This window comes from Bacillus sp. NP157 (assembly GCA_018889975.1).
Taxonomy (GTDB): Bacteria; Pseudomonadota; Gammaproteobacteria; order Xanthomonadales; family Rhodanobacteraceae; genus Luteibacter.
The window spans coordinates 1,652,939-1,667,971 of sequence record CP076546.1; the positions used below are offsets into that span (position 1 = coordinate 1,652,939).

11 protein-coding genes are annotated in these 15,033 nt (G+C 65.0%); 1 reads left to right on the forward strand and 10 read right to left on the reverse strand.

Annotation, left to right across the window (positions count from 1 at the left end; translation table 11 throughout):
- Positions 1-7 precede the first annotated feature (7 nt).
- The 5 genes from nagZ to KPL74_07455 all read right to left on the reverse strand — a co-directional run bounded on the left by nagZ (position 8) and on the right by KPL74_07455 (position 5,637).
- Entirely contained in the window at positions 8-1,009 is a 1,002-nt protein-coding gene (gene nagZ / locus KPL74_07435; GenBank protein ID QWT21830.1) for a beta-N-acetylhexosaminidase, read from the reverse strand.
- Positions 1,009-1,527, reverse strand: a complete 519-nt coding sequence (locus KPL74_07440; GenBank protein QWT21831.1) for a CYTH domain-containing protein — start codon at positions 1,525-1,527, stop codon at positions 1,009-1,011. Before KPL74_07440 ends, nagZ begins: the two co-directional genes overlap by 1 nt.
- A 13-nt stretch (positions 1,528-1,540) precedes the next feature.
- The gene (rlmD, locus tag KPL74_07445) at positions 1,541-2,842 is read right to left on the reverse strand and encodes a 23S rRNA (uracil(1939)-C(5))-methyltransferase RlmD (GenBank protein ID QWT21832.1); all 1,302 of its coding nucleotides are present in this window, start codon (positions 2,840-2,842) and stop codon (positions 1,541-1,543) included.
- A gap of 95 nt (positions 2,843-2,937) precedes the next feature.
- Positions 2,938-3,543, reverse strand: a complete 606-nt coding sequence (locus tag KPL74_07450) for a YdbL family protein (GenBank protein QWT21833.1) — start codon at positions 3,541-3,543, stop codon at positions 2,938-2,940.
- 66 nt (positions 3,544-3,609) lie between these two features.
- Positions 3,610-5,637 (reverse strand): hypothetical protein, encoded by a 2,028-nt coding sequence (locus KPL74_07455; protein ID QWT21834.1) that lies wholly within the window; start codon positions 5,635-5,637, stop codon positions 3,610-3,612.
- Positions 5,638-5,682: 45 nt separating this feature from the next.
- Here KPL74_07455 and KPL74_07460 point away from each other — a divergent pair, with 45 nt between their 5' ends.
- Entirely contained in the window at positions 5,683-6,414 is a 732-nt protein-coding gene (locus KPL74_07460; protein QWT21835.1) for a response regulator, read from the forward strand.
- A gap of 8 nt (positions 6,415-6,422) precedes the next feature.
- On the opposite strand, the gene KPL74_07465 is transcribed toward KPL74_07460, so the two are convergent.
- From KPL74_07465 to KPL74_07485, 5 genes are all read right to left on the reverse strand, one after another.
- The gene (locus tag KPL74_07465; GenBank protein ID QWT21836.1) at positions 6,423-7,607 is read right to left on the reverse strand and encodes a hypothetical protein; all 1,185 of its coding nucleotides are present in this window, start codon (positions 7,605-7,607) and stop codon (positions 6,423-6,425) included.
- A 30-nt stretch (positions 7,608-7,637) separates the two neighbouring features.
- A complete protein-coding gene (locus tag KPL74_07470; GenBank protein QWT21837.1) occupies positions 7,638-8,150 on the reverse strand; it encodes a hypothetical protein in 513 nt (170 codons plus the stop codon).
- A gap of 385 nt (positions 8,151-8,535) precedes the next feature.
- Positions 8,536-9,756, reverse strand: coding sequence for an RHS repeat-associated core domain-containing protein (locus KPL74_07475; GenBank protein ID QWT21838.1), 1,221 nt, complete (start codon positions 9,754-9,756; stop codon positions 8,536-8,538).
- A 112-nt stretch (positions 9,757-9,868) separates the two neighbouring features.
- Positions 9,869-11,005, reverse strand: a complete 1,137-nt coding sequence (locus KPL74_07480; protein ID QWT21839.1) for a hypothetical protein — start codon at positions 11,003-11,005, stop codon at positions 9,869-9,871.
- Positions 11,002-15,012, reverse strand: coding sequence for a hypothetical protein (locus KPL74_07485; GenBank protein ID QWT21840.1), 4,011 nt, complete (start codon positions 15,010-15,012; stop codon positions 11,002-11,004). The genes KPL74_07480 and KPL74_07485 overlap by 4 nt, the downstream gene beginning before the upstream one ends.
- Positions 15,013-15,033 lie beyond the last annotated feature (21 nt).

Here is a 15,033-nt window from a genome sequence, read left to right on the forward strand (position 1 = left end):
GGGCGGATCAGGACTCCAGGGCGGTCACGCGTGCGATGAAGCGCTCGCGTTGGGGATTGTCGACAAGGCCTTCCCAGGTCGAACCGATCGCGCCACGCAAGGGGGCGATCCGTTCGGGCGGCGAGAGCCGGCGGCCTTTCACCGCGGCGATCGCTTCGGGAACCACGTCGGGGAAACAGGCCAGCACGAGGTCGCAGCCGGCGTCGAGGTTGGCGTGCACGCGCGCCGCGATGCCGCCGGCGCTGGCCGCGGCGGCCATGCTGATGTCGTCGCCGAACACACAGCCGCGGAAGCCGAGTTCACCGCGCAGGATCTCTTCGATCCACACGTGCGAATAGCCAGCCGGCTGGTCGTCGACCGAAGTGTACTTGACGTGCGCCGCCATCACCGCTTCCGCGCGCGCTTCGATCCCGGCGACGAACGGCAGCAGGTCGGTGCGCAGGATCTCGTCCTTGGCACGGGTGTCGATGGCGATCGCTTCGTGGGTGTCTTCGCGGACCGAGCCGTGGCCGGGGAAATGCTTGAGCACCGCCGCCATGCCACCCAGGTGCATGCCACGCACGTAGGCCTGCACGAGCTCGGCACTGATCGCCGGATCCACATGGAAGGCACGGTCGCCGATGGCCTTGCTGCCGCGGTCGATGTCGGCCACGGGCGCGAAGCTGAAATCGACGCCGATGGCGCGCATTTCGCTGGCCATGATCCAGGCGTGTTCTTCGGCGCGATCGACCGCTTCGCCCGGCGCGCTGTCGTAGAGCTTGCCGATCGCACGCAGCGGCGGCAGCCGGGTGAAACCGTCGCGGAAACGCTGGACGCGGCCACCTTCCTGGTCGACGCAGACCAGCAGGTCGTCGCCACCGTGCTCACGCACGTCGTCGATCAAGGCGGTGACCTGCTCGCGCGATTCGAAATTGCGCGAGAACAGGATGACGCCAGCGACGCCGTGCGCGGTGAGCCGGCTGCGCTCGTGCACACCCAGTTCCCTTCCTTCCAGACCAATCAGCAACATCAGGCGTTCTCCTCCCCGTCGCGCTCGGCCGGCGTCCAGTCGCGGTACGGGCGGTCGATCAGGTTGACGTTGTAGTAGCGGACGCAGTCACTCACTTCCCGGCCCAGCCACGCCGGCCGCGGATAGCTGGCGTCGACCGCGTCCAGCTCGATCTCGGCCACCACCAGGCCCGCGTTAGCGCCGGTGAACTCATCGATTTCGAAGTGTGCACCTTCAAGCATGACATGGTGGCGAACCTTCTCCACGACGCCGTCGGCGAGGGTGTCCAGCATGTGCCGCGCATCGGCCAGCGGCACGAGGTATTCGTATTCCTGCCGTTCGATGCCGAGCGTTGCCGACTTGATGTTCAGCCAGGCCTTCTCGCCGGAGATGCGCACGCGCACCGACGACCGCGCGTGGCCGCCTTCAATCGCGCCCATGCCGACGAGGTAGCCCTGGGCGATCGGCTCGCTGCGCTCGACCAGCGCGCGCCAGCCGTCGCCGGCCAGGAGGAACTTGCGTTCGATTTCGACGCCCATGCCCCGCCCCTGCTCAGCCGCGCTCGAACAGCGCGATGGATTCGACGTGCGCGGTGTGCGGGAACATGTCCATCACACCGGCGGAGACCAGCCGGAAGCCGTGCTTCTCGACGAGGATACCCGCGTCACGGGCCAGCGAGCCCGGATGGCAGGAAACGTAGACGATGCGGTTGGTGCCCTTGCGCGGCAGGTACTCAAGCACCTTGTCGGCGCCGGCACGCGGCGGATCGAGCAGGATCTTGTCCCAGGCCTGCTTCGCCCAGGGCTCGTTGCGCTGGTCCTCGAACAGGTTGGCCACGCGGAAGCTGGCATTGCCCAGGCCATTGCGCGCCGCGTTTTCCGCCGCGCGCTGGACCAGGCCATGCTCGCCTTCCACGCCGACCACTTCCGCCGCATGCCGCGCCATCGGCAGGGTGAAGTTGCCCAGGCCGCAGAACAGGTCGAGGACCTTGTCGGTCGGCTGCAGGTCGAGCAATTGAAGGGTACGGGCCAGCATCCGCTGGTTCATGCCCGCGTTGACCTGGATGAAGTCCAGCGGCAGGAACTCCAGCGTGACGCCATCCGCCGGGATGGCGAACGACAGGCGCGGCGACTCCGGCCACAGCGCGTGGACCGTGCTGTGGTTGCCCGGTTGCAGGAAGACGGCGAAGCCATGTTCCTGGGCGAACGCCGTCAGCCTGGCGCGATCACCGTCGGTCAGGGGCGACAGATGGCGGAAGACCAGGGCCACGCTGTCGTCACCGGCGGCGAACTCGACCTGCGGGATGTCGCGTGCGGTGTCCAGACCCTGGATGAGCGTGGCGAGCAGGCCCACCTTCGGGCCGATCGCCGGATGGATCACCTCGCAGACGTCGATATCCGCCACGAAGCGCGGGTTGGACTCTTCGCGGAAGCCGACCAGCACGCGGTCCTTCTTGTTGACGAAGCGCACCGAGAAGCGGCCCTTGCGCCGGTAATTCCAGGGCTGGTCGACGAGCGGCGGCAACCACGACGCCGGCGATACCTTGCCGATGCGCTCGAAGTTCTCGGCGAGGACGCGCTGCTTGGCGGCGATCTGTGCAGCCGGGTCCATGTGCTGCAGCGAGCAGCCGCTGCACACGCCGAAGTGGCGGCACTTCGGCTCCACGCGATCCGGCGACGGCTCGATGATCGACACCACTTCGGCGTCGTCATAGTGGCGGTGGCGTTTGCGGTATTTCAGCAGGACCTTCTCGCCCGGCAAGGCGCCGGACACGAAGGTGGCCTTGTTGTCGATGCGGGCGACACCCCGGCCGTCGTGGCTGAGGTCGGTGATGGTGGCTTCGAATTCGGTCATGCGCTCAAAAACGGGAAAGCCCGGACCGGGGGTCCGGGCTGGCTGGGAGGCGCCGCGCGGGTTGGCAGCGCGGCGAACGATCCTGGCAACGGGGCCTACTTGCGCTTCCAGGCGCCGGAGGCGTCCCGATAATACCAGCCCGACGGAGCGCGCTCGACCCAGCCGGCGGCGAAGGTCTTGCGGATCTGGGCTTCCCATTCCGGATGGCCGTTGGCCTTGGCGATGGCGGCGTAGAGCTGGTCGCGGTCGCTGTTTTCCTGGCTCACGGCCGCGTTGGCCTGCGAGCGCTGGTCGAGCGGCAGCGCGCCCGCGTCGCGCACGGCGACCAGGCCATCGGCGGTGAAGCCCACCGCGCCACTGTCGAACAGCGACTTGAGCTGCCCGCCGAAACGGCCTTTCATCCGCTCGCGGATGGCATCGGTTTCCGGCGTACGGACCTGGATGTCGGGGTTTTCCGCCGCCATGGCCTGGGGGATGACCAGGTCGAGCAGCGAGGCGGAGGGTTGCTTGCCGGCCGCCGGTTTCGGCGCGGGTTTGGGCTCGGCGGGGGCGGCCGGGCCGCTGTTGTCGAGCACGGTGCCGATGAACTGGTCGGCAGCCTTCTGCGCCGCTGCCTCGGGGAAGTAGACGTTGATGGTGACGCAGCCGACGAGGGCGATGGCGGCCAGGCTGATCAGCGTTATCAGGGGCTTGCGGAGCATGGGTTCGTCCTTTTCTGGGATGGTGCGGCTACATCGCGTGGTTGGCTTTCGCGCGCAGGCGCGCTCCTACTGGACTATCGGGCCGTCGCCGGTGGTGGCGGCCTGGAGGCGGCGGACCAGGGTGGGCCAGTCGACCTCGCGCTGGTGGCCGACCACGGTGAGGTGCGGCAGGCCACTGCCTTCGACGATAGTGTAGCCATCCTTCGCGGCGCCCAGCCCGCCCATGCTGCAGACGTCGCCCTTGAGGGTGCAGCTGAGCCCGATGCGGCGGTAACCGAAGGTCTTGAACAGTTTCAGGACCGTGCCCTGGAGGCCCCCGGCGATGCCGCCACCGCCGACCGAGGTGAGGTTGTTGACCGCCTTCTGGCTGATCCGGCCGCCCTTGTCGGCCAGCAGCGTGGCCTTGAACGCCGCGGGCTTCCAGGCGACCAGGCGCAGGTCGCTCACCCCGCCGCCAAGGCGACCGGTGATGCTGCCGAAGTCGAATACCGAGGTCATCTGGGCCAGGTCGAGGTTGCGCAGGGCGATATCGCCCGCGAGCACGGGGGCATCGCTGAACGGGCGCGACAGGGTCATGCCGGTGATGTCGACGAAGCCATCGAAGACGTTGAGCGACAGGCCGCCTGCCAGTTCGACGCGATCGTCGACGTAACGCAGCGAAGGCATGGCGCCACCGAGCGTTCCCTTGAATTCGGGCCAGCCGAGCGCGCGGCAGAACGCGCCCATGTCGATCTGGGTGAGGGCCAGCGAGGTCTGCAGCCGTTCGCCGACCGCTGCCGCGGGCTTCCAGCCAAGCGACAGCACGCGCAGGTGGCCATCCAGCACGGGGATGGCCATGGGCTTTTCCAGCGCCAGCGTGCCGGACTGGCTGCGCCAGCTGCCTTCGGCGGCACCATTCGGGATCCGGTAAACCTGCAACGCGCGCCAGCCGAGTTTCGTGGCCGGGCGGTCTTCGTCCACGCTCCAGTCGAGCGAACCATGCAGTCCGTCGACGCCGAGCCGGCCATCGGCCATGGCCAGGTCGAGGCCGCTCGTCTGCAGGGCGAACGCGCTGGGGCCATTCGCGCCGATGGTGGCGTGGCCGGCAAGCTCACCCGAGGCGCGCAGCCCGTCGATCCCCCAAGCGCGTAGCAGGCCCTTGCCGTAGCGATCGTAGGCCGCGGGGAAGCGGGCATTGAAGCGATCGAGCTTCAGCAGTGAGAGGTCGCCCTTCGTATCGAAGCCGAGTTCGCCTTCCAGTTGGAGGGCGTCGGGGTCGATCACCCGCAGGCGGCGAATCGCCAGGCTACCCTTCTGCGAACGTGCCGATAGCGAAAGCTGCACGGGGTGGTCGGGCAGCTTCGCGTACAGGGGCCCAAGCAGCCATTCGCCACCGCGCAGGCTGGCATCGAGGTCGATCGTGGTGCCACTGGCCGCGGTGTCCAGTCCCACCCGCCCGTTGCCGCTGATCTTCTGCCCGGCGAGCTTGCCACCCGGGCTATCGAAGCCGACGCCGTCCAGGGCGAACTGGCCGGCCGCCTGGGTACCGGTGTCGAGGAGGTCGAGGGCGAGGTCGGCGTCGACCTTGCCGGTCGTCGTGCGGCCGGTCCACACCGTCGACAGTAATCCCTGTAGCCAGCCCGCCGGCAGGTTCTTGAGAGTTATCTGTGCGTGGGTGACCTGGTCCATCGGCAAGGCCACTTCCGCCAGCGTCTTATCCTGGGCGATCGACACAGTAAGCGTGTTGGCGGCCTCGTCGGCAACGATGCGCACGCCCGCGTCGGTCAGCGCGTTGCCCGGCGCACCGCGCAGGCGCACCCGCCCGTCGAAGATCCAGCGACCCAGCTCGTCGCGGTCGAGCGCGCCGGTCATGCCGACCGCCAGTTTTCGCCAGCCCAACGCGGGGATGTCGGCGCGTTTCGCATCCAGCCGCAGCTGGACGCCCTTGCCGTCGGCCTGCGGATCGAAGTCCGCCTGCATGCCGGTCATGGACATTCCCGGCAAAGTCAGGCTATCCGCACCGACCGAGAGCCCCGCCCACGCGACCGTGCACCAGGACATGGCGATCCAGGCGACAAGGAAAAAGGCGATCGGGCGGGTTGATACGGGATGCATGCTGCTCCATTCTGCCAAAACCAGATGAACGACATGGAACGTTGCATGGACCCGACCCGGCCGCCCCCACTTGACCGCAGCATCGTTCGCACCGTACTGGTCGCGGACGACGACCCCTCCACCCGTCAGTTCCTCTCCGGCGCGCTGGTCTCGCTGGGCTTCGACGTGGCGCTGGCGGTGGATGGCGCGGATGCGCTGCGCCAGGCCAGGGCGACCCGCTTCGACGCCTTGCTGATCGACTGCCGGATGCCGCATGGCGGGGCCATCGACGTCTTGCGCGACCTGCTCGAAAGCATCGATGCGGCCTCCGCGGGTGTCCCCGCGTTCGCCACCAGTGCGGAGATTTCCCCCGTGCTGCGCGGGGACATCGAAGCGGCCGGCTTCGTCGGCTGCATCGAAAAACCATGCAAGATCGCTGCGTTGAAATTCGCGCTGGAAGCCGCCCTCGGCGTCGACCCACGAATGCAACTGCTGGATGACGCCGACGGACTCAAGGCCACGGGGGATGCCCAGATCCTGGATTCGCTGCGTGAGCTGCTCCGCATCGAATTGCAGCAGTTGCGCAGCGAGCTGCACACGCTGGCGCACGATCCCGCCGGCCTGGTCGATCGCCTGCATCGGCTGCGCTCTGCCTGTGGATTCTGCGGCGCGACGCGGCTGGGTGCGCAGACCAGGGCGCTGCAGGGTCATGTGGTGGAGGCACGGCAGGCCGCACCGGCGATGCTTGAGCGATTCCGGCGCGAGGTAGAGGCGACGATCGTGGCGCTTGCAAGGTAGCGTTGAGATTATCCAACCAGAGGAAGATCCCTCGCGTAGGCCGGTGCGGCCGCCTTCCACCCGAAAACGTCGAGGAGCGCCTCATCCATGGCGCCCCAGCAATAGGCATGGATATGCAGCCCAGGACGCTCGAATGCCGTCTGTGCCTCGTCTAACAACATCGCGGAAATATCTTCCACGATCAAACGGTGAGGCTTTGCGGCCGCGATCAGGTGACGTTGCTCCGCTCTGTCGACGTTCAACATGCCTAGATCCGCGAACAACCTGTCATCGATGTCCCAGTTATCCCCCATCGGCTGGCCATGCGCGCCGGTGTAGAAATAGATGTTGCGAGCCGGTTGATGCTCACGACTGATAGTCCGAAGTGCGTCTCGGGCGTGCGTATGGGTGATCCAGGTATCGGGGCCGAAGTGAATGGCTTCGGGAATGCCGGGGCTGGTCACCTTGATCCACTTCGGCTTTATCGTCACGTGGGCATTTCCATTGGTCCATGCCACTCTTAGGCGACCGTCTGGCACATCGACGACGCTTCCCACCAACGTTCGCGCCACGCCATTCCTGCCAACAGGCGATCGGTCGGCTACGATGGGCGCCTTGCGCACGAAGCCAGGCGGGCGACTCACCGGCGCACGGGACATCGACAGCAGCGACAGATTCGCCGTCCTGCCAACCCGGGTCGCGAAGCCGGCTCCCATCGACGCCGGGCCTGCAGCAATGGCGACCCAACCGAAGATTGCGCTAGCCTTTGAGTCGCCCACTGCAAGCGCGCCAAGGGATCCAATCTCCGCTGCCACAGACACCATGTCGAATACTGCGGCTGCCGTCATGCTTGCCATGGATGCCGTAGACACAGACGCCGTGAGGCCGCCTGCGGCCGCTGCACCCAAGGCGCCAGCGAGAGCGCCACCCGTCGCAATGGTGCCAGCCACGGCAGCGACCAGCCCCAGGCCCGCAATCAGCCATTCCCACCACGCATTGCCCGAGGGATCGATACGATTGATGGGGTCGCCGCTACAGTAGGCGTATCGATTCAAGCCACCGCGGTCGAATGGGCTCATCAGGTCGGGGGACATAAACCGGCGCAGCGCGGGACCATAAAGCCGCGCACCCAATGGGTAGCCACCCGATTCGTTGTCGACCACCTCGCCTGCGTAGGCAAGACGGGGCCTATCCGTAACGTTGCTGCAATCCATGTCGAATCGCTCCAATCGTTGTTCATTGACTCACGGTGTCGGCCAACTGACGTACACAGGCCTGGGCCTTGCCTTGAATAGTGCCAACAGCACTTCGTCGACCACGCCGTAGCACACAAGATGGATGTAGATGCCTGGCTCCTGGTAGAGCTTCGTTGCAAACTCCGGCGTGAGCTCGGCCAGGTCGATAAGGCGCACCGTCCGACCGTCAGAAATCATGCCTGTCGCGGCCCGCCCGGAAGGCTCGTTAAGATAAGCAATATCCGCAGGAAGCAACCGAGGGTCAGTCGCTCGTCTACCTGAAACGAGCCAGTTCTGCCCGTACCATTCTCCATGCGCGCCGCCAAAAATCGTGATGTCCTGATCGGGATGCGCATGCACGACGTTCGCCAGGATCCACGGCGTGTCGCTCGTTGCAATGGGGCCGTCCGACGCATAATGCACAACGCCAGGAAATCGGTCTTTGTCGAACACCGCATGCCAGGTGGGCTTGACGCTGGTGCTGCCGTCAGGGAAGGACCGCAGTTGTGCATCGGCTGGCACATCGCCCCTTTGACGAACCACGCGGCCTCTCACCGTCGCGGGCAAAACGTCGCCTTCATCCGACGCGGCTCCAACTCGGGAACCTCGCCGGAAAAGGAGAGTCTGGGCACATCATTTTCTCATCGGCATCCATGCCCGTCGTTCCTCCCGTAACAACCATCGTCGTCAAGCAAACACTGAGACGACGGGATAGACGTCGAACAGGTCTGCAAGATCACGATCGGCTGCACCGAATCAGCACGCGGTCCAACATACGCCGATAAGGCGCCTGTGATCGCACAAGGCGCGCTTACAGCGCGTCATTCAACGTGCGTTCCCGGAATCAGCCGGCCAAGGCACTGACGCGTCGGAAAAAGTCGGCCGCGACATGAAGGCTTAGACTCTCTCACGGCGCCAGTAGCCGCGATTCGTAGACGGGCGTTGCCTCGATGATGCCGAACATGTCCAGGAGCACCTCATCGACGGCACTGAAGCAGTAGGCATGCACATGTATGCCTGGCCTCCGGAAGTTTTCTCGTGCCGTGGCCACGGTGAGGTTACTGATGTCTTCGATGACTAGCTTATGAGGCGCCGCGGCCATGCTGAGCGCGCCCTGGTTAGCCACATCCTCGAAGTAGGAAACCGGATCCGGACCAATCCGCCTGGTCCTGTTCCAATTTCTTCCCATGGCATGTCCATGCACGCCGGTGTAGAAGAACAGGTCGCCAGGCGCGGCGTTCGCATCCCGGACGATCCCTGGCACGTAGGCTGTGATGTGCTGCCTTGCCACGGCGGTGTCGGCACCAAAATGAAGGACCCCTGGCAAGTCGTGGTTCGACGTTTGTATCCACTTGGGCTTAAGACGGACGTGCCAGCGCATGCTCGCGTCCTGCATCGCTGCGAAGCGGCTGTCTGGCACAAGCGAAGGACTCCTGATGAAGGTGCGCTTGACCGCGTTACGATCCACGGGGCTCTCTTGTTGAATCAGCTGTCGGCGCCTGGCAAACCGTACCGGCGGCTCCACGGGGCTCCGGTAGCGGCTTGCGCCACCTGACGCACTAAGGCCTGCACGCGAGATTCCAGCCAGCCCCACGGACGCCACACCCGTGCCCAAGGCAATCCACCCGAGAATCGCACCCGCTTTCGCGTCCTGAGTCGCCAGGGACACAGCCGAGCCGATTTCGGCGGCGACTGAAACGACATTGACCAAGGCAGCCGCCGTCATCGCCGCCATGGAAACGGTGGATGTCGATGCGGTGAGGCTGCCAGCCGCGGCAGCGCCGACCACCCCAGCGAGCGCCCCGCCTGTGGCAACCGTGCCGGCAACCACGGCCACCAGGCCAATACCGGCGACCAGCCACTCCCACCATGCATGGCCGGACGGATCGATGCGGTTGACCGGGTCGCCGCCACTGTACGCGTATCGATTGAAACCGCCCCGGTCGAACGGACTGAGCGTGTCGGGAGATACAAATCGATGTAACGCTGGGCCATATAGCCTGCCGCCCAGTAGATAAAAACCGTATTCGTCGATTACCTCTCCCGCGTAGGCCAACTGCGCATTGCCAACCCCTATGCCGCGTTCCATGCCTGCTACCTCGGATTCGTTGCTGCCGGCCCACGGCATTGGACACTCCCTGGAGGACAGTAGCGTTGCAGCGCCCAATAGCGTCGACACCGTCGTGACCGGGAACACACTCTCCTACCTCACCGGCGTAAGCGGGAAACGACGATATTAGTCAAGCGAGCATTGGCAATACGGGACGAGCATCGAATAGTTCAGCAACGTAGCGATCCGCGGCACCGTAGCAAATAAAGTCGAAGTGCGCCCCGTCTCTCTTGTACATGTCAGGCAGCTCGGAAGCCCAATACGGCCTCTCCGCACGAAAACGCTTACCAATGCGTCGCCGAAGAAAATCGATGACATCGTCGTCGGCTTTGAGCTCCATAACGTCGTCTAGATGTCGCGGGCTTCGTGCTGCACCGAGGCCCTCCCAATTGTCACCGTCTTGCGACCCATGCGAACCGTAATAGTAGAAAATGTCAGACTTCGGATGTTCCTGCCTGATCTTCTCTACAATCTTTCCTGCTTCAAAGGCATCGATGGGCGAATCCACCGCATACCGAAACGCCTTCTCATTCCTCGGGTTCGTGAATCGATACAACTGCGGCTTCAGCACGCGTCGTCGTGTCCCGTCACGGCTTACTTGGACTTCGAAACGTCCAGACCAGGTCCTGTCAAATGGTGCTCGGTACGTACCAGCCGGGCGCCGTGGCACGTCGACAATGGCATCCATCGGCCTCGCAGCCCTCTTGATTCCTCGCTCAACCCAACGGATGTCACTGGCGTGGTGCCACTTGCCTGCGTTCTTCGCCATGCGCCACGCCGCGCCCCCTGCCGCACCCGACGCAATACCCGTCCCAAGTCCGACCCACCCGAAGATCGCCCCCGTTTTCGTATTACCTGTGGCCAACGATGCCGTCGCGCCAATCTCTGCGACCACCGAAACCACATCCAGCACGGCTGCGGTGGCAGCTACCGCACCTGACGATGTACCCAACGCCGCCATCATGCTTCCGGCCGCGCCTACTGCGCCGACCAGTGCACCGCCCGATGCAACCGCACCGACAACGGACAACGCCAGGCCAACGCCGGCCAATAGCCAGTCCCACCAGGCGTCGCCGGAGGGGTCGATGCGGTTGATCGGATCCCCACTGCAGTACGCGTATCGATTCAACCCGCCCGCATCGAAAGGGCTCGCCACGTCGGGGCTCACGAACTGTCGCGCCATCGTGCTGTAGAGCCTGCCACCCAGGACGTAGAAGCCGGCGTCGTGCTCGCTCGCTTCGCCCGCATAGGCGATCCGCGCAGTCATCGGACGGGACTCCGCTGTCCTGCGTGGCTTGGCGATTCGCGCAGCCCACCGAACGCATCGTAAGTCCGGATGCCAGTCACGCCGTCATGCGTCACGATGACCGAACCCTGCGGATCGGTACCAAGCAGCCACGTTGTTCGCACCGCCTGGGCAAGCCGTGTCTCGGCGATCGCGTTGCCACCCACGCGGATAAATCGCCTCGCTTCACCGTCCGTGGCCTGTTCGTAGGCCAACGCGCCGTCCTCATAGAAACGCCGTGTGCGTGTCGCTCCTTCGTCGACGATCCATGGACGCCCGCCTGGTCCGTGCTGGTAGCGCCATTCCTTACCTTCGGGCACGGCCATGCTCGAGATTCGCCCTGCCCCATCCCAGGCGAGCCGCATGCCGCGCCCGTCATCGATGAGGTTGCCGTCGGCGTCATAACGCAGCGACCAGCTTGTTTCTCCAGGCTGGCCGGCCCGGGTGCGCCGGATGCGCACGGCGCGATCCCGGTCTAACGTGTCGTAGTCGTAGGCCAACGTATCCACAACGCCATTCTTGCGCGTCGTGGTGACCTCGAGGAGGTTATCGATGGCGTCATGGCTGAAGGCCTGGCGAATGAATGGCTCGCCTTCGTCATCGACGGGAAGTTCGCTATCCGCGGCCGCTTCGATGGCATGCACCACGAGCCGCCCGCGCGCGTCGTACTCGAAGGACTCTTCCCGGCGCAGTGTCCCCTCCGGACCATGCCAGCGCTTGGCCGTTACCTTGTTGTCCGCACGGTAGGCGAGCACGAGCCGACGCACAGCCCTGGCGTCTACCGTCCAGCTCACCTCATCGACACGGCCCAATCCGTCGTAGTGCGCGTCCTGGGCCAAAGTGGCGCCGTCAGGTCCGTTTGTGGTGCGGCGAGTCGCACGCGAAAGCGCGTCGTATTCAAATGACGTTCGCAGGTCGCCATCGATGACCTCGTCTAGCCGCCCGAGATCGTCGTAGGCACACTCGCGGACCACGCCATCCTGGCCCACCTTGCCAAGGATCCGGCCGGCTGGCGACAGCGTCGTCGTGCAATGTTTCGCGTCGCCGTCAGCGGGCTCGACGGTCTGCTCGGTCAGGCGTCCCCGCGCGTCCGGGGTGATGTGCATGACGCCAGCTTCCGCACCCAGCAAGGTTGGCAAGCCCGTTCGTCGATCGTAGTCGCCACGAGCGATGGTCGGGCCGTGCTCGCCGATCCGGGTATTCAGCAGCTTCTCGCCGAGCCGCCGGTCATATGTCATGCGTATGTCGGTGCCCGAAGGGCGACGTGTCGATGCGGGGGACAGTTGCCCCGGCACGTACACGTTCACGGTTTCCAGGCTGCCGGACTTTTCTCGTGTAATGCGTCCCAGGCCGTCATATTCACGCACGCCGAGGAAAAATTCGCCTGCGGGTGCCTGCGCGACGACGCGAAGCATTTCGGCCCGCGGTTTGCCGCCTTCGTCGACGTAGGTACGCTGCACCCGGCTGCCGTCCGGGAGCGTTGTTTCGACGAGGCGACCGTCGCTATCCCACGCTTGCAGCGTCTGCCGCGACTGGTCGTCCCATGCTGCCGTTTGCTCGGTGACGCGCCCCATCCCGTCATAGGTCCAGCGCTCCACGAGACCGCCCGTCGTATGACTGACCTTGCGTCCGGCAGCGTCGGTGACCGTGCTGGTCGGGCCCTCCGCCAGTCCCCCACCTTCGCGCCACGCGGTGCTGCGCAGGCAGACGCCGTGCCCTTCAACATCGTTCACAAGGCGCGTCTCACTGAACGACACGCTGCCATCCGGATGCATGACCTGCGCGGCGCGCCCCCAGTCGTCGTAGCTATAGCGCGTCACCAGCTCCATTACCGGATGGCCAGGCCACTCATCGCGTCCCGTTTCCGCGACCTGCTGGCCGAGCCCGTCGTAGGCGTAGCGCAACGTCGTGAACCATCCCTCCTCGCCCACGGCCTCCGCCGCGGCGATGTCGAGGCCACGTTCATCGAGCCAGTTTCGACGCCTCACGCCAAGCACGTCGCGGGCTTCGACCCAACGCTCGGTCGTGGATACCTGGTAGGCCCAGGTCCGGCTCGCTTCGTAATCCGCCATGCCCGGCGAAACGGTTTCGCTCACCATCCGTCCCAGGCTGTCGTAGCCGTAAGCCGTCTTCACAAACATGCTTTCCGTCGCCGTGACCAGGCCACTAACGAGGGCGAGCGTTTCGCTGGACGTCGATTCCAGACCGTCGTGGGTACGCAGGGTCTTCTTCGTCGTCCACCCGACCGGCCCCAGCGAATAATCGATCGTCGCTTGGGCGTCGCCCCACGGCTTGCGAAGGATCTCCGAGGCAAGGCACCCGTGTGCCAGGCTTCCGTCGGTCACGTACGTCCGGTCGAGTTGCGAACGCTGCCGCTCCCCTTTCGCATCGCTGACCCATTCGGCTTCCGTGAAGCACTGGACGTAACGCCGTGTCCCATCGCGAACAGGTACTGTGTCGTACCGGTAGTAGGTGGACACGACAGGGCCACCACCCGGGCCGGGCGATACCGTGTGCTGTCTGAGCCGGCGGACGATACCCATTGGGTCGGGCGGGCAAAGCCATTCACCGCTGTGGTCGCGGAAGCCTTCGGCGGGATAGTGCGTCGATATCTCCCGGACACCGCTCGCGCTGTCGAACTTCGACGTCACATTGCCCCGGTCGTCGTAGTCGGTTTCCGTATACGTCTCAAGCACGATTCCGGGGTCATCAGCATGCCATTGCCGGGTCGTTTGCCGGTGGGGCAGCTGGAAATCAGGCGGTTGGTCGGCAAACGGCTTGCCGGGCAGATCGCCGTAACGCATCGTGACTTCGCTCGTGACCTTCCCGCGGGTGGTGGTTTCTTTGGTCAGCAGATGGAACTGGTTGAAGTCGCGCCGCGTGACGATAACCGGCTTCCCCTCGTTGTACTGCGTTTCCTCTGCCCAGTACGTAAACGATCCCTGGCCGATCAGATGGATCAGCTGGTCGCGCGCAGCCACCCAGTTGGCAACGATGTCGAATCCCGAGAAGTTCGTGCGCGAGAAGCGATAGTGAGTCTCGCCGAGCGCTACGGAAGGCTCGCTAACGCTCGCGATCCGGTGCTGGGTCACGATCGGCATGTGGGTCAGGGGCCCGCCCTTCGGCAATGCGAGACCGGCATCGTCATAGACCATCGTTTCGACGAGCCCCGTCGGGCTCACGAGCCGTCGGATGAGGAACACAGGGATCGGCGCATTTGCCTGGCGATAGTCAAATGTCCATGTGGCCCTTTCCTCGGCGATGACCGACTCCGCGTTGGCTGCGGCCAGCGTGGGCAGCTCGATCCGGACCAGCCGGTTGCCTTCGCGGATGAAACGCAGTGTGACCGGCTCGTCTTGCCCCATGTGCAGGGACACGTCGGTCTGGTTGGCACCGTTATAGTCAATCGATAGCAGTTCGACGCCGCTGTCGTCCCTGACGTTGCCGAGGCCAAATCCCCCGCGCGGTAGTGGAACCCATCCGAGAGTGAGGCTATCGCCCGCCGGGTTGACCAGACGGTGCGTGCGAAGGACTTCTCCGCGGTTTCCCGGTAACGCCAGTTCTTCCGTATGGCCGGAGATATGCGAAAGCGTGGCCGTGATGATGTTGGGGCCAGGCGTGAGGATGAATGTTTCGAGCTTGCGATCCTCGAACGTCACCAGCTGGCCGGGTATCATTGCGTGCGCCTTGAACGACTCGCCGCTATCAAGGGCAAGCATTCGGGTCGACCGATCAAGCGTGCTCGTCCGCAGTGACCATCCCTGACCAAACCCTTCGTCCACGCTCGACAGTGCGTCGTACCCCAGGTGAAACGTGAACGATGGGCCGCGCAGCGTATTGCCTTCCCCGCATTGCAGGTCGACGCTGACGATGTACGTGCCGGTACGTGGATCCACGCGACCTGCCACGTGGCTGAAGAAGTTCAGTGCCGTCGAGTGCGTGCCGCCCGACGGTGCCGCTGGCAGTGACGTTCCTTGTTCAGGTGGCATCGTGTGCCCTCCCTGGGCGAG

Coding starts and splice junctions, on each gene's coding strand:
- nagZ (QWT21830.1), bottom strand. CDS start 1,009: ATGTTGCTGATTGGTCTGGAAGGAAGGGAACTGGGTGTGCACGAGCGC.
- KPL74_07440 (QWT21831.1), bottom strand. CDS start 1,527: ATGGGCGTCGAAATCGAACGCAAGTTCCTCCTGGCCGGCGACGGCTGG.
- rlmD (QWT21832.1), bottom strand. CDS start 2,842: ATGACCGAATTCGAAGCCACCATCACCGACCTCAGCCACGACGGCCGG.
- KPL74_07450 (QWT21833.1), bottom strand. CDS start 3,543: ATGCTCCGCAAGCCCCTGATAACGCTGATCAGCCTGGCCGCCATCGCC.
- KPL74_07455 (QWT21834.1), bottom strand. CDS start 5,637: ATGCATCCCGTATCAACCCGCCCGATCGCCTTTTTCCTTGTCGCCTGG.
- KPL74_07460 (QWT21835.1), top strand. CDS start 5,683: ATGGACCCGACCCGGCCGCCCCCACTTGACCGCAGCATCGTTCGCACC.
- KPL74_07465 (QWT21836.1), bottom strand. CDS start 7,607: ATGGATTGCAGCAACGTTACGGATAGGCCCCGTCTTGCCTACGCAGGC.
- KPL74_07475 (QWT21838.1), bottom strand. CDS start 9,756: ATGCCGTGGGCCGGCAGCAACGAATCCGAGGTAGCAGGCATGGAACGC.
- KPL74_07480 (QWT21839.1), bottom strand. CDS start 11,005: ATGACTGCGCGGATCGCCTATGCGGGCGAAGCGAGCGAGCACGACGCC.
- KPL74_07485 (QWT21840.1), bottom strand. CDS start 15,012: ATGCCACCTGAACAAGGAACGTCACTGCCAGCGGCACCGTCGGGCGGC.